We start from the raw sequence: 24,238 nt of genomic DNA on the forward strand, positions 1-24,238 counted from the left end.
ATTTTTATGATATCGAAAGAGTCATTTTTTAATCAGCTGCAAAATCAATTTATAGACCCTAGTTTTCATTTTGAAATGCATTACGATCAAGTTCTCGCTGAGATACCCAGTGCTTCTTTGTTAGATTTTGCATTAACTATGAAAAGTAAATTTCAAATGGAGCAGCTTATAGATATAACAGCTGTTGATTTGTTAATGTACGGTAAGCATGAATGGAAGACAGACAGAGCGACTCAATCTGGTTTTTCGAGAGCGGTTTCATCAAATGATTTTTCAAGAATGAAATTTGACCCAAACCAAAATTCAGTAACTTCTGACAACAGGTTTGTATTAATTTATCAACTCTTATCAGTGTTTAACAATTGTAGATTGCAAATCAAAACTCCCGTTGTTTCTAACAAAATATATTTGATCGATAGTGTAATTTCCGTTTGGTCATCAGCTGACTGGTTGGAGCGTGAGGTTTTTGATATGTTTGGTATTTATTTTTCTGGACATAGAGATTTACGAAGAATCTTAACCGATTATGGTTTTGTGGGACATCCATTTAGAAAAGATTTTCCTCTGATTGGTGAGGTTGAGGTTCGTTATGATCCTGAATCTGGAGCTGTAATAAAGTGCCCTGTATCTATAGAACCTCGAGTACTTGTGCCTAAAGTTATCAGAAATGATTTTCGTTATCAGCCATGAATTCAGAGATAAAAAATTATACAATAAATTTTGGACCTCAACATCCAGCCGCTCACGGTGTTTTAAGACTTATCTTAGAAATGGATGGTGAGACCGTAGTAAAAGCTGATCCACATATTGGATTACTTCATAGAGGCACTGAAAAATTAGCAGAATCTAAACCTTACAACCAATCCATTGGATACATGGATCGTTTGGACTATGTCTCCATGATGTGTAATGAGCACGCCTATGTATTAGCAATTGAGGGTTTACTAGGAATTTCCCCACCTATTCGAGCCCAATACATAAGGGTTATGTTTGATGAGATAACAAGAATTTTAAATCACTTAATGTGGCTTGGGGCACATGGTTTAGATTTAGGTGCGATGAGTATGTTTTTATATTGTTTTAGAGAAAGAGAGGATTTGATGGATTGTTATGAGGCAGTTTCTGGAGCGAGAATGCACGCAACCTATTATAGACCTGGCGGGGTTAATCGCGATTTACCCGACACCATGTCATTATACAAACCTTCTAAATGGCGGAGTAAAAAAGAGCTTGATTCCCTAAACGAAAATAGAAATGGCACATTGTTAGATTTTATAGAGGCGTTTACAAATAGATTCCCAAAAAAAATTGAAGAATACGAAACTTTACTGACAGATAATAGAATTTGGAAACAGAGAACGGTGGGCATCGGAGTTGTTTCACCAGAGAGGGCGTTGCAATTAGGTTTTACTGGTCCAATGTTACGAGGTTCAGGTGTGGCTTGGGATTTAAGAAAAAAACAACCATACGAGGTTTATCCCCAAATTGATTTCGATGTGCCAATTGGACATAACGGAGATTGTTACGATAGATTTCTTGTAAGAGTTGAAGAAATGAAGCAATCAAATTATATTATTAAACAATGTGTTACTTGGTTAAAGCAAAATCCTGGAATTGTAAGGTTGGACAACCCAAAAATTACCCCCCCAAAGCGATCGTCTATGAAAACAGATATGGAATCTCTTATTCATCATTTTAAGTTATTTACCGAAGGTTATTGTATTCCACCTGGAGAAATTTATAAAGCTATCGAGCACCCAAAGGGTGAGTTTGGTATTTATTTGGTTTCTGATGGATCAAATAAACCATACCGCCTCAAAATTAGAGCTGCTGGATTTTCTCACTTGGCAAGCATAAATGAGCTTGCTTCTGGTCATATGTTATCTGATGTCGTGGCAATTATCGGTTCGCTTGATATTGTTTTTGGAGAAGTTGATAGATGAAAGAAATTATTTCAGTACTATCTAAGCAAAGCTTGGATGAGATTAACAGTTGGAAAAAAAAATACCCTAAAGAAGGTGAGCGTTCGGTTATTTTGGCAGCGTTGAGAATAATTCAACACCAACTTGGTGGATATTTGACCGTGCAAGCTATGGATGAAATAGCTGCAATGCTTCAAGTTCCAAAAATAGCAATTTATGAAGTAGCTACTTTTTATTCAATGTATGAAACTAAACCTGTTGGAAAAAATGTAATTTCAATTTGTACGAATATTTCCTGTATGCTAGTTGGAAGCGGGGATTTGCTTTCTTATGTTGAGCAAAAATTAGGAATCAAAGCAGGTCAATCAACACCTGATGGTTTGATTTATTTAAAATTAGAAGAAGAATGTTTAGCGGCTTGTTGTGAAGCTCCTGCTATTCAAATAAATCATAAATATTATACTCACGTAGATAAGATTGCCATGGATACAATAATCGAAGGATTGCAACAGGAAAGTACTAATAGCCATGAATGAGTCACTTGTCTGCACCGCAACATTCAGCCTAAAGCAACCTTGGAGTTTTAGTACCTATACTCAATTAGGTGGTTATAAGTCGTGGGAAAGAATCCTGAATGATAAAATCACTCCACTTGAGATTCAAGAGATTGTTAAAAAGTCTGGGTTGAAAGGTCGAGGTGGTGCAGGATTTCCAACTGGGTTGAAGTGGAGTTTTATTTCAAAAAGTGAAGGACAAAAATATTTAGTTTGCAATTCAGATGAGTCAGAGCCAGGCACATGTAAAGATAGAGACATACTTCGATTTAATCCCCACGCTCTTGTTGAGGGAATGGCAATTGCAAGTTATGCAATTGGCGCAACTGTCGCATATAACTATATACGTGGTGAATTTATGGACGAGCCTTTTGAGCGATTTGAAAAAGCTTTGCAAGACGCTTACAAGGCGGGCTATCTTGGTAAAAATATAAAAGGTCATGGTGTGGATGTTGATATATACACCACATTAGGTGCTGGTGCGTACATATGTGGGGAAGAGACTGCATTGCTAGAATCTTTAGAAGGAAAGCGAGGGATGCCCAGATTTAAACCTCCGTTTCCAGCAGTAGTGGGCTTGTATAACAAACCCACTATTATTAATAATACGGAAACACTTGCCTCAGTTCCTTCAATAATTAAAAACGGCAGTGAGTGGTTTGCTTCATTGGGTACGCCTACAAGTGGGGGGGTAAAAATTTTTTCTGTAAGTGGGCATGTGAATAAACCGGGAAATTTTGAAATACCTCTTGGAACTCCATTTTCTACTTTGCTACAACTTGCAGGTGGTGTGTGGAAAAATAACGAACTAAAAGCAGTAATACCTGGTGGGTCTTCTGTGCCAGTTTTAAAAGCAAACCAAATAAAAAATTGTAAAATGGATTACGACTCAATAAAAAATGCTGGCTCATTACTAGGTTCAGGTGCGGTTATTGTAATGGATACAACAACTGATATGGTTAAAGTTCTACATAGGATTTCTCGATTTTATTTTGCAGAATCTTGTGGTCAATGCACTCCTTGTCGTGAAGGTACTGGGTGGATCTATCGAGTTCTTGATAGAATAATAAAAGGCAAAGGACTAATTGAAGATTTAGAGCGGCTGGACACAATTGCATCTCGAATTGAGGGGAGGACTATTTGTGCGTTAGGTGATGCCGCTGCAATGCCAGTACGGAGCTTTTTAATTCAATTCCCTGAAGAGTTTAAACATTATATTGACCATAAAAAAAGTTTAGTAGAGATTAATAATGAAAAAGAAATATGGAATTAAAAAAAGTTAACCTATTTATTGATGATATTGCGTATCAAGCGTCACCTGGTGAAATGATTATCCAGGTTGCGGATAGAAACAGCATTCAAATCCCAAGATTTTGTTATCACAAAAACCTCTCAGTTGCTGCAAATTGCAGAATGTGTTTGGTAGAGGTGGAAAAATCGCCAAAACCATTAGTTGCTTGTGCGACTCCTGTTGTTGAAGGCATGAAAGTATTTACAAGGTCCTCTGTAGCTAAGCAAGCGCAACGAGGAACTATGGAATTTCTTTTGATCAATCACCCACTTGATTGTCCTATTTGCGATCAGGGTGGGGAATGCGAGCTTCAAGATTTAGCAATGGGTTTTGGTACTGGCGTATCTTCATACGTTGAACATAAACGCGTCGTTAAAGATGAGAATTTGGGCGTGTTAATTTCAACAGACATGACAAGATGCATCCATTGTACAAGATGTGTAAGATTCGGTCAAGAAATAGCAGGTTTAAGAGAGTTGGGATTGACAGGAAGAGGTGAAAATATGCGAATTGAAACCTTTGTTAATTCAGTCATGGATTCAGAACTTTCTGGAAATATTATCGATTTATGCCCAGTAGGCGCCTTAACTTCTAAACCTTTTAGAATGAATGCTCGTTCATGGGAAATGATACAGCACCCATCTATTGCTCAACATGATTCTTTTGGTTCGAATGTGTTCCATCATACTTTGAGAAATCAAATTAAACGCGTTGTTCCAAGAGAAAATCAAAGCGTAAATGACACCTGGATTTCTGATAGGGATAGATTTAGTTATCTTGCGTACTCAAGTAATGATAGGTTGTTAACTCCACAGATTAAATCTAACGGAAAATGGCACAATGTTGAATGGCAGGAAGCAATTAAAACATGTTTAGAAAATTGGACAGAGCTTGAAAGTGGTAAATCTAAAAGTAAAATGTCTGTTCTTATTGGCGCAATGTCCACTTGTGAAGATAGTTATGCAGCTGTCAAGTTTTTTTCCTCTTTGGGTTTTACAAATATCGATTATCGAATACGAAATCATACATTGAGTAAATCGGATAATCTACCTGCTCAATTGACAATCCCATCATTAGAATCACTTCAACAATCAAAACTAATCTTACTTTATGGAATTAATCCCAGAAAAGATATTCCAATATTTTCTCTTGCTTTGCAAAATTGTGTCAAGCAAAATAGAAGTAAGATTCATATTTGGAATACATTGCATTATCAACAAACATTTACCACAAATCAGCTTATTGCTCATGATCTAGTTCTAGCTCGATGTGCGTTGTATTTGTTGTCTAATGTAGAATTACTATCTCAAAGTAAACAAAATATAACTTTAGATTTTAAAGATATTAGCCCTTATAAAGTTGAAATTGAAGCCTTAGCAAAAGAACTACTTGCGCATGGACAAAATGCAGACATCATTATTTCAACTACATCATCCCATCATAAATATTTCAGCGAGATTTGTTCAATTTTTAACCAAATTTCGGCTTTAACAAAAGCACGTTTTTCTGTAATGCCATCACAGGCAAATGAAAATGGCTTAAGATTGGCCCTGCGTACTCGTGGCATTAAACAACACGATGATGAATTTAATCATTCGTCTCATTTTTGGATCCAAAATTTAGAACCGCATCGCGATGCATTTAGGTCTGATTTGTACAGACAGGCTTTTAAATCAGCAAAATCTGTAATTGCCTGTACTACTTTTGCAGATGATACATTGAGGGAGTATGCAACTGTACTTTTACCATTAGCCCCAATTGGAGAACAGGGCGGGACATTAATTAATTGTTTTGGTCAATGGCAGACATTTAATTCAAGTGTGGCCCCAACTTCTGAAGTGAAAAGTGGGTGGTTAATTTCTAAACTGCTTGCAAATGAAGCGCGAATTCCTGGATTTAATTGGCTTTCAGAACATGATGTATTATCGGAATATAGCTCGCTCAATAGTACCACAACCTCGGCATCAACTGATTCTAGCAATCTTAACATTTTAAAAGAACATAAAATTGACAACATATTTATTCCAGAAAAAAATTACCTCGTCACAGTTTGGGGAATGTATCAAAGTGATTCAATGTGTAGAAGATCTAAACCATTACAAGAAACTACTGATGGTGTTCGTGATTCTAAGGTGCTTGTATCAATTTCACTCGCAAATAAACTTGGTATAATTTCAGGAAGCAATGTGGAGATTGCGATGGGAAATATTAAAATAATAGCAGTCGCTGAAGCATCAAATATCGTCCCATCAAATTGTGTTTCAATCTCACTTGGAAGTACAATTGCTTCTGAAATAGTACAAGGTGAGAATCAAGAAGTAGAGCTGAGATTAGTTTCATGATTAATGCAATTTCAAATATGTTGTTTACCTCAATCATTGAACCCTATCGTTCAATTCTTGCTATTCTGGTTTCAATAATCATCGTGCTAATACCACTTATTATTTCAGTCGCGTATCTTACTTATATTGAACGAAAGATAATTGGGTTTATGCAGTTTAGAATTGGCCCAAATGTTATAGGTTACCGCGGAATGCTTCAACCTTTTGCAGATGTCATTAAACTACTTTGTAAAGAGATAATTATCCCTTCAAGTAGTAATAAATATTTATTTTTAGTGGCTCCCGTTTTAGCTATTGCCCCTTCGCTTACAGCATGGGCAATAATACCATTCGCTGATAGTTGGTCTATTTCTAATATTAACGTAGGGCTACTTTTTATTTTTATGCTTACTTCATTAAGTGTTTACGGAATTATCATAGGAGGGTGGGCTTCAAATTCTAAATACTCTTTTTTAGGCGCCATTAGATCTGTTGCTCAAATTGTTTCTTATGAAATTGCCATGGGGTTTGCTTTGGTTGGAGTAGTCATAGCAAGTGGCAGTTTGAATGTTTCAGAAATAGTTTTAGCACAAAAAGGCGAACATGGTATCTTACAGTGGTATTTCATACCATTATTTCCACTTTTTTTTGTGTATTTAATTTCAGGAATAGCAGAAACAAATCGCGCGCCATTTGACGTTGCTGAGGGGGAATCAGAAATTGTTGCGGGTTTTCATGTCGAGTATTCTGGTACTGGTTTTGCCGCATTCTTTCTGGCTGAATATGCAAACATCATCCTTATTTCAATGCTAACATCAATATTGTTTCTCGGTGGCTGGCTATCTCCTTTTCCAGAATATTTCTCAATTCCTTTTCTTACCACTCCAGGTTTCGGTTGGCTATTAGTTAAAACATCAGCGATCATTTTTATGTTTTTGTGGTTTCGAGCAACTTTTCCTCGATATAGATATGATCAAATAATGAGGCTTGGTTGGAAAATATTACTTCCTATTACTATGATCTGGATACTAGTTGTGGCCCTATTGGTTCATAATCAGGTTTATCCATGGTTTTCAAATGTTAGAATCACATGAAGAAAATTTTCTTTATCTTTAAATCTTTATTCCTTTTTGAATTGTTTAAGGGCCTAATACTTACAATAAAATTCCTTTTTAAGGGCAAGTCAACTATTTATTATCCTGAAGAAAAAACACCTCTCTCTCCTCGCTTTAGAGGCTTACACGCGTTACGCACATATTCAAATGGTGAGGAACGATGTATTGGTTGTAAGTTATGTGAATCGGTATGTCCCGCACTTGCAATCACAATTGACACAGTGCAACGTGATGATGGTACCAGGCGTACAACTCGATATGATATTGATTTATTTAAGTGTATTTATTGTGGTTTTTGCGAAGAGGCATGTCCAGTTGACGCAATTGTTGAAACTAATATTTTTGAATATCATATGACTCAACGAGACCAAAGAGTTTTAACTAAGGATAAACTGTTAGCTATTGGGCAATTATATGAAAAAACAATAGATTCTAATCGAACTTCTGACTCACCTTATACCTAATCAATGATTTTATCTTTTCTACTATATTCCTTAATTGCACTGACATTGCTTTCAAGTATTTTGGTTGTGTTTTCAAGAAACCCAGTCTTTTCAGTATTGGCTTTAATTGCCACAAGTGTTTGCGTGGCGTTAATATGGTTATTGTTACAGTTTGAATTTTTAGCTATAACCATGATTGTTGTTTATGTTGGTGCTGTGATGGTGTTATTTTTGTTCGTCGTCATGTTTTTAGATATCGATGTTTCAAAAATGCTTTTTTCTTATAAGTCAATTTTACCTATTGGATTAGTACTCCCACCGTTATTTTTAATTGTGTTATTAACTCCATTTTTCTATAATATTATTGATGAATTACACCTTAAAATTTTTGAGTATTTATTACCTAGTGATCATTCAAATACACTTGAACTAGGGAAAGAATTATTTGGTAACTTTACCTATGTTTTTATACTATCAGGTTTGGTGCTTCTACTCGCAATAGTTATTGCAATTTCCTTAACCCTAAGAAGAAGAAAGAGCGTGAGTTATCTCAGTCCAGAAAAGCAAATTTCTGTATCTAGCAAAAATCGAGTTTCATTAATTAAAGATATGTCACCATGATATTTTCAGAGCCCATACTTCTATACCTATCTGTTACTTCTGCCTGTATTTTTTTAATTGCGAGTATTGGATTGTATGTCCATAAAAAAAATTTAATCATGGTGCTACTTTGTTTAGAATTGATATTAATATCTGTAAATTTACAAATACTTACAATTGCAAAAATGTACAATGATCTTTCTGGGCAAATTGCAGTTTTTTTTATTCTTACAGTTGCAGCCGCTGAAACCGCTATTGGTTTGGCTTTAGTAATTTTGATTTATAGAAATAGATCAACGGTTTCTATGGAAGAACTTAACCAAATTAAAGAAATATAAATATGATTTCTAGCATCCCTCATCTAGTACTTTTTCCTCCATTAGTTGGTTCAATTATCCTAGCAATATTATGTTTTCGTAAACCATCTTCAATTACTCATTTAATTGCAATTACAATGGTAGGTATCTCAACAGTTTCCTCTCTGATTCTGCTTTACATTGTTTTTAACAACCCCCAGCTTCAAACAGTTTATCAATTGTATGATTGGATGAGTTTTTCGACCTATAAAATATCCTTCGGTTATTTTATTGATCTCTTGAGTGCAATTATGGCTTGCACAGTTACTTTTGTTTCGTTTATGGTGCATTTGTTTACGATCGGCTACATGAAAGACGATAAAAGCTATACCAGATTTTTTTGTTATCTAAATTTGTTCACCTTTTCAATGTTACTTTTAATTTTTTCGCCAAATTTGGTGCAATTATTTTTTGGATGGGAGGGTGTTGGAGTTGTTTCATATTTATTGATTGGCTTTTGGTATGAGAGACCGTCAGCAATAAAAGCAAATTACAAGGCTTTCATTGTAAATCGTTTAGGTGATATAGGCTTATTAATTGCAATTGCAATTGCATTCTCTGTATTTTCAACCCTTGATATTGAACAAATGTACAGCCAATTTGAGTCTAGCAAAAACCTTACTTTAGTTGTTTTTGACCATCAATTTTCTGCAATATCTTTATTTGCTTTTTTTATTTTTGTTGGCGCAATGGGAAAATCAGCACAAGTACCTTTACATGTGTGGTTGCCAGATTCAATGGAGGGCCCAACTCCAATTTCCGCTCTCATACATGCCGCCACAATGGTTACTGCTGGAATTTTTTTAGTAGTTCGGTTTCATCCTTTTTTTAGTTCATCAACTCAGTTGTTAGATTTTATTTTAATTATTGGAACAATTACTTCTTTATTCATGGGTTTAATTGGGATCGTACAGTCCGATATTAAAAGAATTATCGCATACTCAACACTTTCTCAACTAGGGTTAATGGTTGTGGCACTTGGAGTTCAAGCGTATGCTTTTGCAATATTTCATTTAGTTACTCATGCATTTTTTAAAGCATTACTATTTTTATGTGCTGGCTCTGTCATTCATTCGATGCACCATGAACAAAATATTTTTAAAATGGGAGATCTAAAAAAGAAACTACCTATCACTTGTTATACAATGATCGTTGGCACTTTAGCACTAACAGGTTTTCCTTTATTTTCTGGTTTTTTTTCTAAAGATCTGATTTTACATAGTTTACATAATGCTTCAACACCTGTGGCGCATTACACTTACTGGTTAATGGTAATTGGAGTTTTTGTGACAACGCTTTACTCGTGGCGATTAATTTTTGTAGTATTTTTCTCTAAATCAAAACAACATCATCATGATAAAATCGAAGAATCTAATCTAGTGATCACAATACCTCTCTTGCTTTTAGCTATCCCTTCATTTCTTTCAGGGTTGGTGTTAATGCCGATATTTACAGATACAAATTTTTTGTATAATTATGGTTTAATAGATTCAGTTACCAAACAACATATCATTACTATTTCAGAAGTCATTAAGTCATTGTTTATTAATCCAGCTTTTTATTCAATGAGCATTGGTATGGCTACCGCTTGGTACTGTTACTCTTACAAGCCAGAGATACCTGGGATACTTTCCTTACGGCTTGTTAAAATTTATAATCTCCTACTTAATAAATACTGGATTGATGAATTATATGCCTTTTTATTTTGTAGGCCGATCACTTGGTTTAGTGCGTTTATTTGGAAGCGAATTGATAATCAATTTATAGATAGTTTTTTGGTTCATGGAACTGCGAACTCATTTTTAGTTATCGCTAAGAAAATTAGAATGTTACAAACAGGTCTTTTATATCATTATATATTTCTTTTCCTAGTTTCAGTAACCTTTCTGTTACTAATAATATTTTTTATGCCATGAATCAATTAAATATTCTGTCATTACTAATTTGGTTGCCCATAATCGGTGGTTTTTTATTGTTGCTGAAACCATCAGCTATTTACTCTAGTTTACTATCCCTGATTACTTCGTTGGTGCCCTTATGTCTATCATTTATCTTGGCGATTTCTTATTCTGGTGATCCTATATTTCAATTCCAAGAACTGTATCCATGGATAAGTAAATTTAATATTAATTACCACTTATCTGTTGATGCTATAAGTATCGTGCTTATTGTGTTAACCACATTAAGCACAACATTAGTAATCGTCTTTATTCAACCTTCAAGCATCCACTTACAACAACAATACTACAGTTCATTCCTAATAATGGAAGGTTTGATGATCGGTGTGTTTTCATCTCAAGATGTTATATTGTTTTATTTATTCTTTGAAGCAATGTTAATCCCGATGTATTTGATAATTGGATTGTGGGGTGGGCAAAATAGAATTATAGCGACATTAAAGTTTTTTCTATACACACTTTTTGGGTCAATATTATTTTTGGTTGCAATTACTTATATGGGTATCACAACTAATTCATTTAATTTAGCTACTTTACAAAAATACAATTTTCCAATCCAAGCTCAGTTTTATTTATTTATAGCTTTTATAGTTGCTTTTGGTATTAAAGTACCAATTTGGCCTGTTCATACTTGGTTGCCTCACGCTCATGTTGAAGCCCCTACTGGTGGATCGGTGATTCTTGCTGCCATCACGTTAAAAATTGGTGGGTATGCAATCCTTAGATTTTTACTACCTATTACCACAATTGCAACTATCACACTCTTACCTTTTATAATTATTTTGTCTCTAATTGCGATTGTTTATATTGGTCTTGTTGCCTACGCACAGCAAGATATGAAAAAACTAATTGCTTACTCATCAGTTGCGCATATGGGATTTGTTACCTTAGGTATTAGCGTTTCTGTTTTATTAATTCAAAATGGAGTTGTAACTGAAAGTGCCATTCATGCTATGCAAGGCGCCCTCTTTCAAATGATTTCACATGGTCTTATTTCTGCTGCATTGTTTTTTTCAGTAGGAGTGCTATACAATCAGCTTCACACAAGACAATTAATTGATTATGGCGGCGTTGTCTTGAAATTGCCATTTTTTTCTGCTTTATTTGTGTTGTTCTTATTTGCAAATTGTGGTTTGCCAGGTACTTCTGGATTTGTGGGTGAATTTTTTGTAATTATCGCAACTTTTCATTATTCACCAGTTGTTGCAATTATAGCTTCTTCGTCATTAGTGCTCGGCGCCATGTATAGTTTATTGATGACCAAGTCTGTAATTTTTGGACCTGTATCTAAAAATAGTGAGAAACTTAAATCTATGACATGGCGAGAGTCAGTAGTTTTGATTATATTAGCATTTTTAATTATTTATTTTGGAGTATTTCCTGCCAATTTGAATACATATATGCTGCCTTCTTCAACTGCGTTATTAGAAACAATCGTAAGTCATATGCTTTATTATAAATAAAAATGCACCCCACTATCCAAATGCCATTTAGTTTTTTACCTTTTTTACCTGAGTTGTTTTTATTAGCTGGGTTGCTTATTTTCATTATTGTAGGCTCTTTTTTAAACATAAAATCCAATCCAATAAAGATATTAAAACTCATAGTTGGCATTACAACATTTCTAACTTTATTATCATTAATTTATTCACGACTTCAAATTCATTCAGTATATATATTTGAAAATAGTTTTATTTTAGATTCTTTGGCTTGGCATTCTAAATTATTTCTTGTAGTCCTTTTTGGCGCATCACTTTCTTTTGGTGGCCAGCATTTAATTAAAAACAAAGTACCAGTCTTTGAGTTTTATACTCTTTTGCTAATTTCAATAATTGGGTCATTTGTTACTATTTCAGCAACACATGCTTTGAGTATGTACTTAGGTATTGAGTTAATCTCATTATCTTTTTATGGATTAATTGCTTTACAAAGAAATGATTCTCACAAGAGCGAAGTTGCAATGAAGTATTTTGTGCTTGGTGCCTTATCTTCCGGTTTACTTTTGTATGGTATATCAATGATTTATTTACAAACTGGTTCTTTTTCTTTTCAAGAAATATTATCTTGGGTACATGAACATAACTCAATTCAAGACCAAGTCCAAGTAAGGCCTTATTTTATTTACCTCGGTGTGGCATTTATAGTAATTGCATGTTCATTTAAATTGGGTATTTTCCCATTTCATCAATGGATGCCAGATGTTTATCACGGAGGAAACACGATTACCATAATGTATTTATCATTTATCCCAAAACTTGCTGTCGGGATATTGCTGTTACGTTTTTTAGAAAATTTTGTGTTCGATGTTTACAGACCTATTTTTTTATTAATCACAATTCTAAGTATTGGATCTTTAATTTTTGGCAATCTTGTCGCTATCGCACAAACAAATATTAAACGCTTGCTTGCGTATTCAACCGTGTCTCACATGGGTTTTATCTACCTGACAATAATTAGTGGTTCTATTGATAAATCTACAGTGCTTTTTTACTTGTATAGCTACCTTTTAACAACTTTGTTTGTTTTTATGCTTTTACTTTATCTTGATGATGAAATTCCTAATATTACCGAAATTGATCAATTAAGAGGACTTTCTACTAGCCATCCTTTCATTGCTTTCTGTCTCCTGACCTCGATGCTCTCTCTAGCTGGTATTCCACCATTTATAGGATTTTATGCTAAATTTAATGTTTTAATATTTTTAGCTCAAAATAAATTATATAGCTTAGTTGTTTTTGCGGCGTTAATTTCTGTGGTTGGCGCATACTACTATTTAGCTTTAGTAAAAAAAATATACTTTGAGTCAAACTCATCTCAAAAAATACCCGTAAAGACCTTTTCTGGTCAGTCAATAATTATAGGAATAACCTTTATTGTGTTTACAATTCTTTCACTGTACCCTGAATTTTTGTATAAATATTCTTCGTTTGTTTTTTAGCAAGTAACTGTGATACAATTGTTATGCGGGGTGGAGCAGCTCGGTAGCTCGTCAGGCTCATAACCTGAAGGTCGTAGGTTCAAATCCTGCCCCCGCAAAATTTTAATTATATAATATAGGATAATATAAACAATGCCAATCACAATTAACCAACAATTACCACAAGGTAGGTTTACAGTCATGAAATCTGGAGCCCCATCTAGCGTCTCAACTGACGATTTGTTTTCAAATAAAAAAGTTGTCTTATTTTCTGTGCCAGGAGCTTTTACACCTACCTGTTCTAATGATCATTTGCCAGGATATATTAAACTTCACCAATCTTTTAAAGAAAAAGGAATTGATATAATTGCATGTCTTTCAGTCAATGATGTCTTTGTGATGGATGCGTGGTGTAAACAATCGAAAGCTGATGAAACGATACTATTTTTAGCAGACGGTAACGCAACCTATACTAAAGCTCTCGGACTTGAACTTGACGCTACTGGCTATGGTATGGGTATTAGAGGGCAGCGTTTTTCAATGTTTATAGAAGAGCGGGTTGTAAAATTATTATTTATTGAAAATGACACAGGACTATCGGTTTCTTCTGCCGAACATATGTTGCGTGCGCTATAATCTGAAAGATCTACATAGTTTCTCCCAATTACTTTATCAAGGAACCCTAAAGTATTCTAAAAAACTAATTACTTTCTTAATTGAAAATCCAAAATTTAGAAATAATATACTTAGGGCCATTGTTGTTTTATTGGTCATTATTTGGATTGTGTATTTTTACCTTTACAATTTTTTTAGTTTTCCTACGAAAATACCTGAAGTTGTTACATATTTTGTTCAAAGTGAAATAGTTCCAGTAACCGTTGAAGCGATCGGAAAGACTGAAGCAAGTAAATCAATTTATATCACATCAAGAAATAATGGATATGTTGACACTCTTGAATTTGAAGAAGGGTCTTTTGTAAAAAAAGGCACTATTTTAGCTAGTCTAAGAAAAAATCAAGAAACCGCTAATTATAATAGTATAAGAGTTCAATGGCAAAATGCATTAATTAATATGCGAAGACAACAAGATTTGTTTGAAAAAAATCTAATTTCAAAAAGCGCTCTAGAAAATTCTAAAACTCTTGAAGAGCAGTTAAGGAACGACGCACAATCAGCGCAATCTAAATTAGCTGACCAGCTAATCACAGCTCCTTTCTCGGGATTGGTTGGTATTCGTAAGGTTGGGCTTGGAAGTTTTATTCAAGCTGGCCAAACTATTACTACCCTTGACGATACCGATGAGCTCTTTGTTAACTTTTCCCTTCCAGCAACACTAACAAATTTACTACAAAAAGATTTAGTTATAGAAGCTAGTTTAACTAATTCTTTGGAGAATCAAAACTCCAAAAAATTCCAAGGTAAATTATTTGCAATCGATTCGCGTGTTGATGTAGATACGCAATCTATTTTTATTCGCGCTATTATTAGCAACTCTGAAAGAAACTTAAGGCCTGGAGTGTTGATGTATGTTACAGTCCAACTCTCATCGCATCGAGGGTTTGTTATACCTGAAGAAGCTCTTGTTCAAAAATTAGATAAATCCTCTGTTTGGGTCGTTAATGTAACAAAACCAATTGTTAAAACTGAAAATATATTTTCAAAGTTAACTAGTTTATTTTCTAAAACTCCTGAAAAGAAAATATTTATTGTAGAAAAAAAACAAATAACAATTATATCTAGAAAAGCAGGTTGGGTAGAAATCGAAGGTGATATACAAGAGAACGATTTGGTAGTAATTCGTGGAATCAATAAATTTAAATTTGACCCAAAGGCATCTATTAAAAATATTGTTGATAAAAATGCATACAACAAAATGCTTTTAAGTATTCAATAGTTTGTGATTTTATCTGATATTTCGATTAAGAGACCAATACTTGCGATAGTAGTTAACATACTATTTTTACTATTTGGTATTGTGTTTTTGTTGAAATTACCGCTTAGAGAGTATCCAAATGTTGATATTCCGGTTGTGTCCGTGCAGACAACTTATACGGGTGCTTCTGCGGAAATAATTGAAAAAAAGATAACTAAAATTATTGAAGATAGAATAGTTGGCCTTGAAGGCATTGATCAATTAACATCTCAAAGTCAGGAAGGAGTTTCAAATATTGTAGTGCAATTTAAAGCAAATAGAGATTTAGATTTAGCTTTAAATGATGTTCGAGATAAAGTCATTTCTGCGACTAGATTTTTACCGGTTGAGGCTGATTCCCCAACGGTAAGTAAAGCTAGTCAAGACGACCAACCAATAATATGGTTAAATTTACAAAATAAAGAAAAAACTCTTCTTGAAATAACTGATTTCGCAAATCAGTATATAGTCGATAAATTTTCTTCGCTTGAGGGTGTTGCAAGGGTAAATGTCGGTGGGAACCAAGATAAATCGCTTAGAATTTGGCTAGATTATGGAAAATTATATGCAAATGGTCTTACTCCCGAGGATATCGTAAAAGCACTTTCAGTTCAAAATATTGAAGTTCCCTCAGGTTCGATTGATTCAAAAAATAGGTCGTTCCTAATAACAATTGACAAAGGTTATAACACCCAAAAAGACTTTAGCAATCTAGTTATTAAAAAAGGCTCTAACGGTTACCCACTAAAATTACAAGATATTGCCAGGGTGTCTGTAGAGGCGGTTGAGACTAGAAATTCTCTAAGAGGAAATGGTGTCTCTATGGTGGGAATAGGTATCGTTAAACAATCGAGTGCGAATACTTTGGCGGTTGCTCGAGCAGCTAAAAAACAAATGGTTGAGCTCAATCAAGCATTAGGTGATGGTTATTCAATTGAAAGTTCTTATGATAGCAGTTTGTTTATTGAAGCATCCCTTGCTGAAGTATATAAAACCTTGTTTTTTGCAATTATAATGGTCATGCTTGTAGTATTTGTGTTTTTAAATGATTGGAGAACTACTTTATTTATTTGCCTTAGTATCCCAACATCAATTGTTTCCACTTTTATTGTTCTGCACTTTTTTGGTTTCTCCCTCAATATTTTAACTTTACTTGCCATCGTATTAGCTATCGGTCTTGTAGTCGATGATGCAATTGTTATCCATGAAAATATTTACCGAAGAGTGCAAGAAGGAGAGCAGGCCCTGGAGGCGGCTTGGTATGGATCAAGACAGATTGCATTTGCGGTTGTTTCCACTTCTTTGGTATTAATTAGTGTTTTCATCCCAATATCACTTATTGAAGGATTTGTTGGAAAAATGTTTGCTGAATTTGCAATTACCATCGCCTCAGCTATATTTTTCTCAACATTGGTTTCACTTACTTTATCTCCAGCACTCTGCTCAAGGTTTTTAATAAAAAAGAATGCGATACCAAAATTAGAAAAATATCTTTCTGCAATGTCTGAAAGATACATAGTTATTGTGCAAACCTATCTCTATTCATTTAAAAAAATATTTATTTATCTGTTGGTAATTATACTATTCATTGTATTTTTCATTTTTTACTTAAAAAAAGAGCTTGTTCCTTTTGAAGATCGTGGATTAATCTTTTCCATCATTAATGCTCCAGAAGGATCTTCCTTTGATTACACCATATCTCAAGTCTCATCCATTGAAAAGCGGTTAATGCCTTTAGTTGAAGATAAGCAAATTCAGAGATTAATTTTACGCGTACCTGGTTCTTTTTCAGGAAATGAGTTTAATACCGCAATTGGCTTCATTGTGCTTACCCCACACGAAAGTGGTCGTTGGGGTATAGGTAGGGTACTAGGAGAAATATATTCTAGAACTAGTGATATCTCTGGGGCTGATTTTATTGCATTTCCGCTACCAAGTTTATCGAGATCGTTTGCTCAATCTTCATTTGAGTATGTGTTGCAAGGTCCTTCGTACCTTGAGATGTTACCGTATAGGGATAGGATTATACAAAAAATGAATGAAAGTAGTTTATTCTCGCAAATTCAAAGTGATTACAAAGAAACTACTCCGCAAATTAAGTTTATTTTGCAACGCGACAAAATTGCAGAATTCGGATTATCAACATCAGACATTAGTCAGACTTTGACTACTTTACTTGCTTCAAGAAAAATTACAAACTTTACTGAGAACGGATATCAGTATGACGTAATAGTAGAAGGTGAAAAGTATTTAAAGAACTCACCTAAAGATATACTTAAATTCTATGTTAGATCACCAAAAACTAATAGTTTTATCCAATTAGCAAATTTTGTTTCTGTTCAGGAAAGTGCTGATGCGACGATATTGAAGCGCTTTAATCGCCAGAGAAGTGTTACCATCTCTTCAAATCTAACTAATGGAGTTGCTATTAGTACAGCAATTTCAACTCTGCAAGAAATTTCAAAAAACCTACTCCCTACCAGCTTTTACTATAATTTTAAAGGGTTAGCTTCTGATTATTTAGCCAGTAGCGCTTCTTCAACTTATTTTTTTATTCTATCTTTATTTATAATCTATTTGGTATTAGCAGCGCAATTTGAAAATCTTTTTTTCCCAATTGTAATACTGGTGACAGTTCCTTTAGCGGTTATTGGGGGATTACTACCTTTATTCTTATTTTTTAAAACATTAAATATATTTAGTCAATTTGGTTTATTAATCTTAATGGGGATAAGTACAAAAAATGGGATATTAATTGTTGAATTTGCAAACCAATTACGTGAAGAAGGGAAGACGATCAAAGATGCGATTATTGAGTCCTGTAAGGTCAGATTAAGACCTATTCTTATGACTAATATAACTGCAATTGCTTGCGCAATACCACTAATTCTTAATAGTGGCCCAGGTTCAGAAACGAGAACTTTGCTAGGTTTAATGTTATTTTTTGGTGTTTTTATAGGTGTTTTGTTGACCTTAATCGTAATACCAACAGTCTATATGTATATTGTTACCACTTTTCCAAAATACACCACTTTAAGAAATTCTAAAATTAAATTATTAGTGTAGTTTTATGGTTGTTATTTTACCTGTTTTATGAGAAAATAGGAATAATGTGTGAAAGTCTCAGAGTTTGCACTAAATCAGAAGTAAAATATTTTTATGTTTAGGACTACAAACACAAACCAACTTAGGTTTATTGAACCTATTGTCGCTCGATTTGGGTTGTCAGTTCTGGGGCTAGAGTTCATATCGGGTAAATCAGTGTTATTAAGAGTGTATATAGACAATCCTTGTGGAGTTTCCGTTGACGATTGCGTTAAAGTTAGTCGCGAGCTTATGCTTTATTCCCATGTGCCTGAATTAAGTTTTGACAGGCTTGAGGTTTCTTCACCAGGTATTCCAAAACAGATTTTTTCTATTGATCAGTTAACTGAGTGTCTGGGTAGTAAAGTTATCGTTACTCTACGATATCCAATGTTTAATCTACGTAAAATTAACGTAACAGTTATTTCATGTGGTGAATTAAGTGCGAGTTTTGATTATAAAGGACAAGTACTAGAGATACAATACACACAAATAAAAAGGATTAACCTTGAGGAATAAAAGATGTCAAAAGAATTGCAATTAATAATTGAACAAGTATCTGATGAAAAAGGTTTAAGTAAAGAACAGGTTATAAAAGTTCTAGAAAACGCATTAGAAATGATATACCGAAGACAGACTAATCATGACCAATTAATTAGGGTTGCCATTAATCCAAAAAACGGCACTTACCAAGGATTTAGGAGATGGTTAGTGATCTCTAGTGAGCTCCAAGTAGAAGATCCTCACACTCAAATATCTATAGATCAGTTAGATATAAATGAAAAGCACTTATTAGTCGGTGATTATAGGGAGCTAGCCTTGCCACAAATTGAATTTGGAAGAATAGCGGTGCAGCAAGCTAAACAGGCTATGATGCAAAAGATTCGAGAGGAAGAGAAACTACAGATCGTTTCTCAATTTAAAAATAAAGTTGGCACAATAGTTTCTGGCGAAGTTTCTAGAATGGAACGAGAAAAAATTTTTATTGAATTAGGAAACGGCGTTGAATTAGTGCTTTTAAAACAACAACTAATTCCGACTGAGCGAATTCGTTTAAAAGATAGGATTAGAGTTTACCTTAAGGATGTCAGGTCAGATTTTCGAGGCCCATGTTTGTTGGGATCTAGAACTGATCCGCAGTTTTTAGTTAAATTATTTGAGATAGAAGTTCCTGAAATTGGTCAAGGATTAATAACAATAATGGGAGCTGCTCGAGATCCCGGTTCAAGAGCAAAACTTTCTGTGCGTAGCCATGATGCTAAATTAGAACCCATTGGGGCATGTGTGGGAATGCGTGGACAAAGAGTCCAAGCTGTGTCAAATGAATTAGGAGGTGAGAGGGTTGATATAATTCTTTGGGATAGCAACCCCGCTCAATACGTTATAAATGCAATGTCACCTGTTGATATAAAAAATATTTACATTGACGAAGATACTCACACAATGAATTTGGTTGTTGCAAGTGAAAAATTATCTCAAGCAATTGGTAAAGGTGGGCAAAATGTAAAATTAGCAAGTGAGTTAACGGGGTGGTCTTTAAACGTTCTTGATGAAACCCAGTACCAAGAACAAACTCTCCATGATCATGAGGCTAGTATTCAGTTATTTAAACAAGAGTTACATGTAGATGATGAAGTTGCTCGTATTTTAGTCGAAGAAGGGTACATTGGTATTGAAGAGCTTGCGTTTTCTACTCTAGAAGATTTAAAAAAAATCCCTGATCTTCATGAGCCTTTGATTACTGAGCTATATCAAAGAGCAAATGATGCCTTAGTAAAAAAAGCTTTAGAAGTAAAAGAAAATAAATCTGTAGCTATCAATCTCGATTCTTCTATACATGATTTAAAAATATTAAATCACGATTTAATCAACCTTTTAATTCAAAATAACATAACCATTATCGGGCATTTATCTGATCTTTCAACTGATGAACTACTTGACATCTGTCCACAACTTCAACGTGTAGAGGCAGAACGATTTATAATGGAAGCAAGAAAAATATCATTAGGGATATGAATTAATATTTATTATGAATGACCATCTAGGTAAAACAATTGAAGAGATAGCGAGAGCAATTAATAGGTCAACCGCTGACATTTTAAACACACTTCAAAATGCTGGCATTTTTAATAAAAGAGCTTCTGATTACATCAGTGCTTCCGAGCTTAAAGTCTTATTACACGGTACTGTAAAGAACCAGCCCCAATCACGTATAACTAATGAAAATCTTACATTTAGAACTTCAACAGGCATTAAAAAAAATGTAGGTATTCAAATTAAGAGAAAACACACCTCTCCAGATCCGCAACAAGTTACCGAAAAACTTATATCTCACGCACAGGAATCGGTTTCTTTGGGGGAAAAACCTTCTGAAGTAATTTCTCAATCTGAAACTGTAACGCAATTGGATAACCAGGTGTCATCTATTACCCCCGCTACGCCACCTCCAACTAATCAGTTAAACCATGTAAACAATACTCCAATTGAAATAATTGATAAAGAGTCAAAAAAGAAAAAAAATAAGGTTAAAATTGCACGCCCCCCTAAAAAATTAGCCGAATTAAAATATTCTTTATTGTATGAAACTGATGATACAGTTACTCAAATAGATCCTCTACGCCAAGAGCTATCACTCTCCGATGAGGTTAGTGATAAAAGAAAAAAAAGAAGAGATGCGCAGAAAAGACATTTTGATGTTACTTCTATACATAATCAAACTTTCACAAAACCAACAAGTATTCAAATTAAAAATATTTCTGTGTATACTAAAAATAAAATTGCTACTATTTCTCGATTATTGTCAATTAAACAAACTGATGTTGAAAAAACTTTATTGTCACTGGGATTTGTTCTGCCGGAAAACAAAGAACTCGATACTGAAACAGCATCTCTTTTAATTGAAGAGTTGGGTCATAAAGTTACTTTTGTTAAAGATTCTACTTACGAAGAACTTATTAATTCAAAGATTGTCAATGACAACTTGCTAGTTGCTAAACCTCCTATTGTTTCGGTTATGGGTCATGTAGACCATGGTAAAACCTCCTTGTTAGACTATATTAGAAAAGCAAATCAAGTCTCAAAAGAGGCTGGTGGAATTACTCAGCATCTTGGAGCTTATCAAGTAGTGCATAAAAACAATCCGATAACTTTTTTAGATACCCCTGGTCATAGTGCTTTTACTGCCATGAGATCGGTAGGTTCAAAAGTAACAGACATCATAGTTCTTGTTGTCGCAGGTGATGATGGTGTTAGTCAGCAAACAATTGAAGTTATACAACTTGCAAAAGACAATGCTGTCCCAATAGTTGTTGCGGTTAATAAATGCGATAAGGAAGAGTATCGTTTTGATAAGGTTGAGCAACAGCTAATGACACACAACATTATTCCTGACACGTACGGAGGTGACACGCAGTTTGTTAAGGTTTCAGCACTACACGGTACAGGAATAGACAGTTTACTTGATGCAATTATTTTACAATCCGAACTTTTAGAACTTCGAGCCCCTGCTAATGGAGTAGCTCAGTTAACAGTAATTGAATCGCATATAGAAAAATCAATAGGAGTTGCGACTACAGCTATTATACAATCAGGAGAGCTTTCAATTGGCGATCTTTTAGTATGTGGTAATACCTTTGGTAAAGTTAGAATTTTGAAAGATACTTTTGGCAGAGTAATAAAAAACGCACAACCATGTTGTCCAGTTTTGCTTTTTGGATTACCTGAAACACCACTACCTGGATCTAAAGCCTTTGTTGTGAACGATGAACAGACCGCAAAACTATTTATTAGGGCTTATGAGTTTGAGCAAAAGAATGAAATTCAAAAAGAAATTGATCAAGTAGTAGAAAATGAAGATCCTTTCGCTAATTTGCTACTGAAACCAGAAACAATTCATCATTTAATTATTAAAACAGATGTTCAAGGTACTCGCGATGCTATACAGAAAATCTTAACAGAAGACCCATTGCTCACTTCAAAAATAAAAATTATTTTTTCTAAAGTTGGCCCAGTTTTAGAATCTGATATTAAGCTTGCAAACGCTACAAGTGCAAAGATAATCGCGTTTAATGTTAGAATTGATTCCAGTGCAAAAGCAATTGCTCAGCGTTTTGGAATTGAAGTCAAATATTATAACGTTATTTACCATATTTTAGAAGACATCAAGCAATTTATTACCAATAATCAACCAGTTGAGCGAAGAGAAGAAATCGTTGGTTTTGCAGAAGTTAGAAATGTTTTTGAATCGGCAAAATATGGACAAGTTGCGGGTTGTATGGTTAAAGAAGGTGTGGTGAAAAGAAAATTACCAATCAGAGTTCTCAGAAATAATGTAGTTATCTATGAAGGTGAATTGGAATCTTTACGGAGATTTAAAGAAGATATCGAAGAAGTGAAGACTGGAATTGAGTGTGGTATTGCAGTGAAACGATACAATGATGTGCAAGTTGGTGATGTTATTGAAGTTTTTAATATTTTAAAAAAGTAGTGAATAATTTTAAACGTATATGCGAAACACTACTTCTTTCAAACCATTTCCTCGCAGTTTAAGAATCTCAAAAGAAATAGTACGGTTGTTACCCAATGCTATAAGATCTATTATTCCTAATAAAATCCCATTTCTAATCACTTTTACAAACTGTGTAGTTTCTTCTGATTGTTCCCATGCTAAGGTGTATTTTGTGCAACATGATAATACCACAGAACATACAATAGCTTTACTTACTTTAAATGCTAAAAAATTTCGTATGTACTTTAGATCAAAATTAAATATTAAAAAGATCCCAAATTTTACTTTCATACATGACACTGCATTTCCGGTATCTAAAAATTAACTGTGCCAATTCTATTACTTGACAAACCTTCAGGTATTACATCATTTCAAGCATTAAGAGAATGCAACAACTTATTTGCATTTACAAAATATGGACATGGCGGAACTCTAGATCCCAAAGCAACAGGGTTGCTACCAATTTTTATAGACCACGATACTATTTTTTCAAAGATTTGTCTTTTATCGAGTAAAAAATATGAAGTTATTTGTCACTTAGGTGTTTCAACAACAACCTATGATACTGAAGGCGAGTTAATAGAGTGCGAGTCAAAAAATATTGAACCTTCGATTGACAAAATATTAGAATCATTAAAAATATTTACAGGGTCTTATAATCAATTGCCCCCTATTTATTCTGCAGTTAAAATAAATGGTAAGAGATTGTACTCAATTGCGCGTACTAAAAAAAATGAAACCTTGAAATCACTCAAAGTTAAGCCCAGACCTATTACAATTTATTCAATTGATCTTTTAAATTATATATACCCCTTTTTAAATTTACAAGTAGTTTGTTCCAGTGGTACATATGTTCGTAGTTTGGTTAATGATCTTGGTAATTATTTGCATTGTGGGGCACATGTCTCAACGCTTCGCAGACTTGGGGTCTCATGTTTTAATTCAAAAATGTATACTTTGGATCAATTAAGTTCTTGTAATCAAATTGATCGAGAGGCGCTACTAATTCAAACCTCGGATTTAATATCTGAACAACCTCATATTTTGTTGTCAGATTACCAAATTAAAAAACTTAGCAATGGTCAAAAAATTTCATATCATGATTTAATTGATTCAGATAGCTATTTGGAAAATCAAGAGTACTTATTAGCATCAACTCGGAAAAAATTAGTTGGTTTTGGTTTGATTCAAGATCAATTTCTTAAACCAACTCGTATGATTTCAAATCACACATATAATTGAGTATAATGTATATAAA

At 34.0% G+C, this 24,238-nt stretch carries 20 protein-coding genes and 1 tRNA gene; all 21 read left to right on the forward strand.

Features of this window, described 5'->3' with window-relative positions; genetic code table 11:
- Nucleotides 1–6 precede the first annotated feature (6 nt).
- The 21 genes from QM538_00420 (at nt 7) to truB (ending at nt 24,222) form a co-directional block, all read left to right on the forward strand.
- Complete coding sequence (locus tag QM538_00420) at nt 7–690, forward strand: NADH-quinone oxidoreductase subunit C (GenBank protein MDI9346961.1); 684 nt, start codon at nt 7–9, stop codon at nt 688–690.
- Nucleotides 687–1,943, forward strand: a complete 1,257-nt coding sequence (locus QM538_00425; protein MDI9346962.1) for an NADH-quinone oxidoreductase subunit D — start codon at nt 687–689, stop codon at nt 1,941–1,943. The genes QM538_00420 and QM538_00425 overlap by 4 nt, the downstream gene beginning before the upstream one ends.
- Nucleotides 1,940–2,458 (forward strand): NAD(P)H-dependent oxidoreductase subunit E, encoded by a 519-nt coding sequence (locus QM538_00430; GenBank protein ID MDI9346963.1) that lies wholly within the window; start codon nt 1,940–1,942, stop codon nt 2,456–2,458. The genes QM538_00425 and QM538_00430 overlap by 4 nt, the downstream gene beginning before the upstream one ends.
- A complete protein-coding gene (gene nuoF / locus QM538_00435) occupies nt 2,451–3,749 on the forward strand; it encodes an NADH-quinone oxidoreductase subunit NuoF (GenBank protein MDI9346964.1) in 1,299 nt (432 codons plus the stop codon). Before QM538_00430 ends, nuoF begins: the two co-directional genes overlap by 8 nt.
- Nucleotides 3,740–6,109 carry an NADH-quinone oxidoreductase subunit NuoG gene (gene nuoG, locus QM538_00440; protein MDI9346965.1) on the forward strand — a complete coding sequence of 790 codons (2,370 nt, stop codon included), beginning with the start codon at nt 3,740–3,742 and terminating at the stop codon, nt 6,107–6,109. Before nuoF ends, nuoG begins: the two co-directional genes overlap by 10 nt.
- A complete protein-coding gene (nuoH, locus tag QM538_00445) occupies nt 6,106–7,182 on the forward strand; it encodes an NADH-quinone oxidoreductase subunit NuoH (protein ID MDI9346966.1) in 1,077 nt (358 codons plus the stop codon). Before nuoG ends, nuoH begins: the two co-directional genes overlap by 4 nt.
- Entirely contained in the window at nt 7,179–7,667 is a 489-nt protein-coding gene (nuoI, locus tag QM538_00450; GenBank protein MDI9346967.1) for an NADH-quinone oxidoreductase subunit NuoI, read from the forward strand. The genes nuoH and nuoI overlap by 4 nt, the downstream gene beginning before the upstream one ends.
- Nucleotides 7,668–7,670: 3 nt before the next feature.
- Nucleotides 7,671–8,267 carry an NADH-quinone oxidoreductase subunit J gene (locus tag QM538_00455; protein MDI9346968.1) on the forward strand — a complete coding sequence of 199 codons (597 nt, stop codon included), beginning with the start codon at nt 7,671–7,673 and terminating at the stop codon, nt 8,265–8,267.
- Nucleotides 8,264–8,584, forward strand: a complete 321-nt coding sequence (gene nuoK, locus QM538_00460) for an NADH-quinone oxidoreductase subunit NuoK (GenBank protein ID MDI9346969.1) — start codon at nt 8,264–8,266, stop codon at nt 8,582–8,584. Before QM538_00455 ends, nuoK begins: the two co-directional genes overlap by 4 nt.
- A 2-nt stretch (nt 8,585–8,586) precedes the next feature.
- A complete protein-coding gene (gene nuoL, locus QM538_00465) occupies nt 8,587–10,518 on the forward strand; it encodes an NADH-quinone oxidoreductase subunit L (GenBank protein ID MDI9346970.1) in 1,932 nt (643 codons plus the stop codon).
- Nucleotides 10,515–12,023, forward strand: coding sequence for an NADH-quinone oxidoreductase subunit M (locus tag QM538_00470; GenBank protein ID MDI9346971.1), 1,509 nt, complete (start codon nt 10,515–10,517; stop codon nt 12,021–12,023). Before nuoL ends, QM538_00470 begins: the two co-directional genes overlap by 4 nt.
- Nucleotides 12,024–12,025: 2 nt before the next feature.
- Nucleotides 12,026–13,498 (forward strand): NADH-quinone oxidoreductase subunit N, encoded by a 1,473-nt coding sequence (locus QM538_00475; GenBank protein MDI9346972.1) that lies wholly within the window; start codon nt 12,026–12,028, stop codon nt 13,496–13,498.
- 24 nt (nt 13,499–13,522) lie between these two features.
- Nucleotides 13,523–13,596, forward strand: a tRNA-Met gene (locus tag QM538_00480).
- A gap of 34 nt (nt 13,597–13,630) precedes the next feature.
- Entirely contained in the window at nt 13,631–14,113 is a 483-nt protein-coding gene (locus QM538_00485) for a peroxiredoxin (protein MDI9346973.1), read from the forward strand.
- Nucleotides 14,103–15,371 carry an efflux RND transporter periplasmic adaptor subunit gene (locus tag QM538_00490; GenBank protein ID MDI9346974.1) on the forward strand — a complete coding sequence of 423 codons (1,269 nt, stop codon included), beginning with the start codon at nt 14,103–14,105 and terminating at the stop codon, nt 15,369–15,371. The genes QM538_00485 and QM538_00490 overlap by 11 nt, the downstream gene beginning before the upstream one ends.
- A 3-nt stretch (nt 15,372–15,374) precedes the next feature.
- Nucleotides 15,375–18,455: an efflux RND transporter permease subunit gene (locus tag QM538_00495; GenBank protein MDI9346975.1), complete on the forward strand. Its 3,081-nt coding sequence runs from the start codon at nt 15,375–15,377 to the stop codon at nt 18,453–18,455.
- A 93-nt stretch (nt 18,456–18,548) separates the two neighbouring features.
- Nucleotides 18,549–18,992, forward strand: coding sequence for a hypothetical protein (locus QM538_00500; protein ID MDI9346976.1), 444 nt, complete (start codon nt 18,549–18,551; stop codon nt 18,990–18,992).
- A 3-nt stretch (nt 18,993–18,995) separates the two neighbouring features.
- Nucleotides 18,996–20,489, forward strand: coding sequence for a transcription termination factor NusA (gene nusA, locus QM538_00505; GenBank protein MDI9346977.1), 1,494 nt, complete (start codon nt 18,996–18,998; stop codon nt 20,487–20,489).
- A gap of 13 nt (nt 20,490–20,502) precedes the next feature.
- Entirely contained in the window at nt 20,503–22,959 is a 2,457-nt protein-coding gene (gene infB / locus QM538_00510; protein MDI9346978.1) for a translation initiation factor IF-2, read from the forward strand.
- 19 nt (nt 22,960–22,978) lie between these two features.
- The gene (locus QM538_00515) at nt 22,979–23,305 is read left to right on the forward strand and encodes a ribosome-binding factor A (protein MDI9346979.1); all 327 of its coding nucleotides are present in this window, start codon (nt 22,979–22,981) and stop codon (nt 23,303–23,305) included.
- Nucleotides 23,306–23,307: 2 nt separating this feature from the next.
- Nucleotides 23,308–24,222, forward strand: coding sequence for a tRNA pseudouridine(55) synthase TruB (gene truB / locus QM538_00520; protein ID MDI9346980.1), 915 nt, complete (start codon nt 23,308–23,310; stop codon nt 24,220–24,222).
- Nucleotides 24,223–24,238 lie beyond the last annotated feature (16 nt).

The sequence above is a fragment of the Candidatus Methylacidiphilales bacterium genome, from assembly GCA_030054035.1.
GTDB lineage: Bacteria > Pseudomonadota > Gammaproteobacteria > JASGCS01 > JASGCS01 > JASGCS01.

What these genes read in the sequence shown, in the direction of transcription:
- QM538_00420 (MDI9346961.1), top strand. Translation starts at nt 7, where the DNA reads ATGATATCGAAAGAGTCATTTTTTAATCAGCTGCAAAATCAATTTATA.
- QM538_00425 (MDI9346962.1), top strand. Translation starts at nt 687, where the DNA reads ATGAATTCAGAGATAAAAAATTATACAATAAATTTTGGACCTCAACAT.
- QM538_00430 (MDI9346963.1), top strand. Translation starts at nt 1,940, where the DNA reads ATGAAAGAAATTATTTCAGTACTATCTAAGCAAAGCTTGGATGAGATT.
- nuoF (MDI9346964.1), top strand. Translation starts at nt 2,451, where the DNA reads ATGAATGAGTCACTTGTCTGCACCGCAACATTCAGCCTAAAGCAACCT.
- nuoG (MDI9346965.1), top strand. Translation starts at nt 3,740, where the DNA reads ATGGAATTAAAAAAAGTTAACCTATTTATTGATGATATTGCGTATCAA.
- nuoH (MDI9346966.1), top strand. Translation starts at nt 6,106, where the DNA reads ATGATTAATGCAATTTCAAATATGTTGTTTACCTCAATCATTGAACCC.
- nuoI (MDI9346967.1), top strand. Translation starts at nt 7,179, where the DNA reads ATGAAGAAAATTTTCTTTATCTTTAAATCTTTATTCCTTTTTGAATTG.
- QM538_00455 (MDI9346968.1), top strand. Translation starts at nt 7,671, where the DNA reads ATGATTTTATCTTTTCTACTATATTCCTTAATTGCACTGACATTGCTT.
- nuoK (MDI9346969.1), top strand. Translation starts at nt 8,264, where the DNA reads ATGATATTTTCAGAGCCCATACTTCTATACCTATCTGTTACTTCTGCC.
- nuoL (MDI9346970.1), top strand. Translation starts at nt 8,587, where the DNA reads ATGATTTCTAGCATCCCTCATCTAGTACTTTTTCCTCCATTAGTTGGT.
- QM538_00470 (MDI9346971.1), top strand. Translation starts at nt 10,515, where the DNA reads ATGAATCAATTAAATATTCTGTCATTACTAATTTGGTTGCCCATAATC.
- QM538_00475 (MDI9346972.1), top strand. Translation starts at nt 12,026, where the DNA reads ATGCACCCCACTATCCAAATGCCATTTAGTTTTTTACCTTTTTTACCT.
- QM538_00485 (MDI9346973.1), top strand. Translation starts at nt 13,631, where the DNA reads ATGCCAATCACAATTAACCAACAATTACCACAAGGTAGGTTTACAGTC.
- QM538_00500 (MDI9346976.1), top strand. Translation starts at nt 18,549, where the DNA reads ATGTTTAGGACTACAAACACAAACCAACTTAGGTTTATTGAACCTATT.
- nusA (MDI9346977.1), top strand. Translation starts at nt 18,996, where the DNA reads ATGTCAAAAGAATTGCAATTAATAATTGAACAAGTATCTGATGAAAAA.
- infB (MDI9346978.1), top strand. Translation starts at nt 20,503, where the DNA reads ATGAATGACCATCTAGGTAAAACAATTGAAGAGATAGCGAGAGCAATT.
- QM538_00515 (MDI9346979.1), top strand. Translation starts at nt 22,979, where the DNA reads ATGCGAAACACTACTTCTTTCAAACCATTTCCTCGCAGTTTAAGAATC.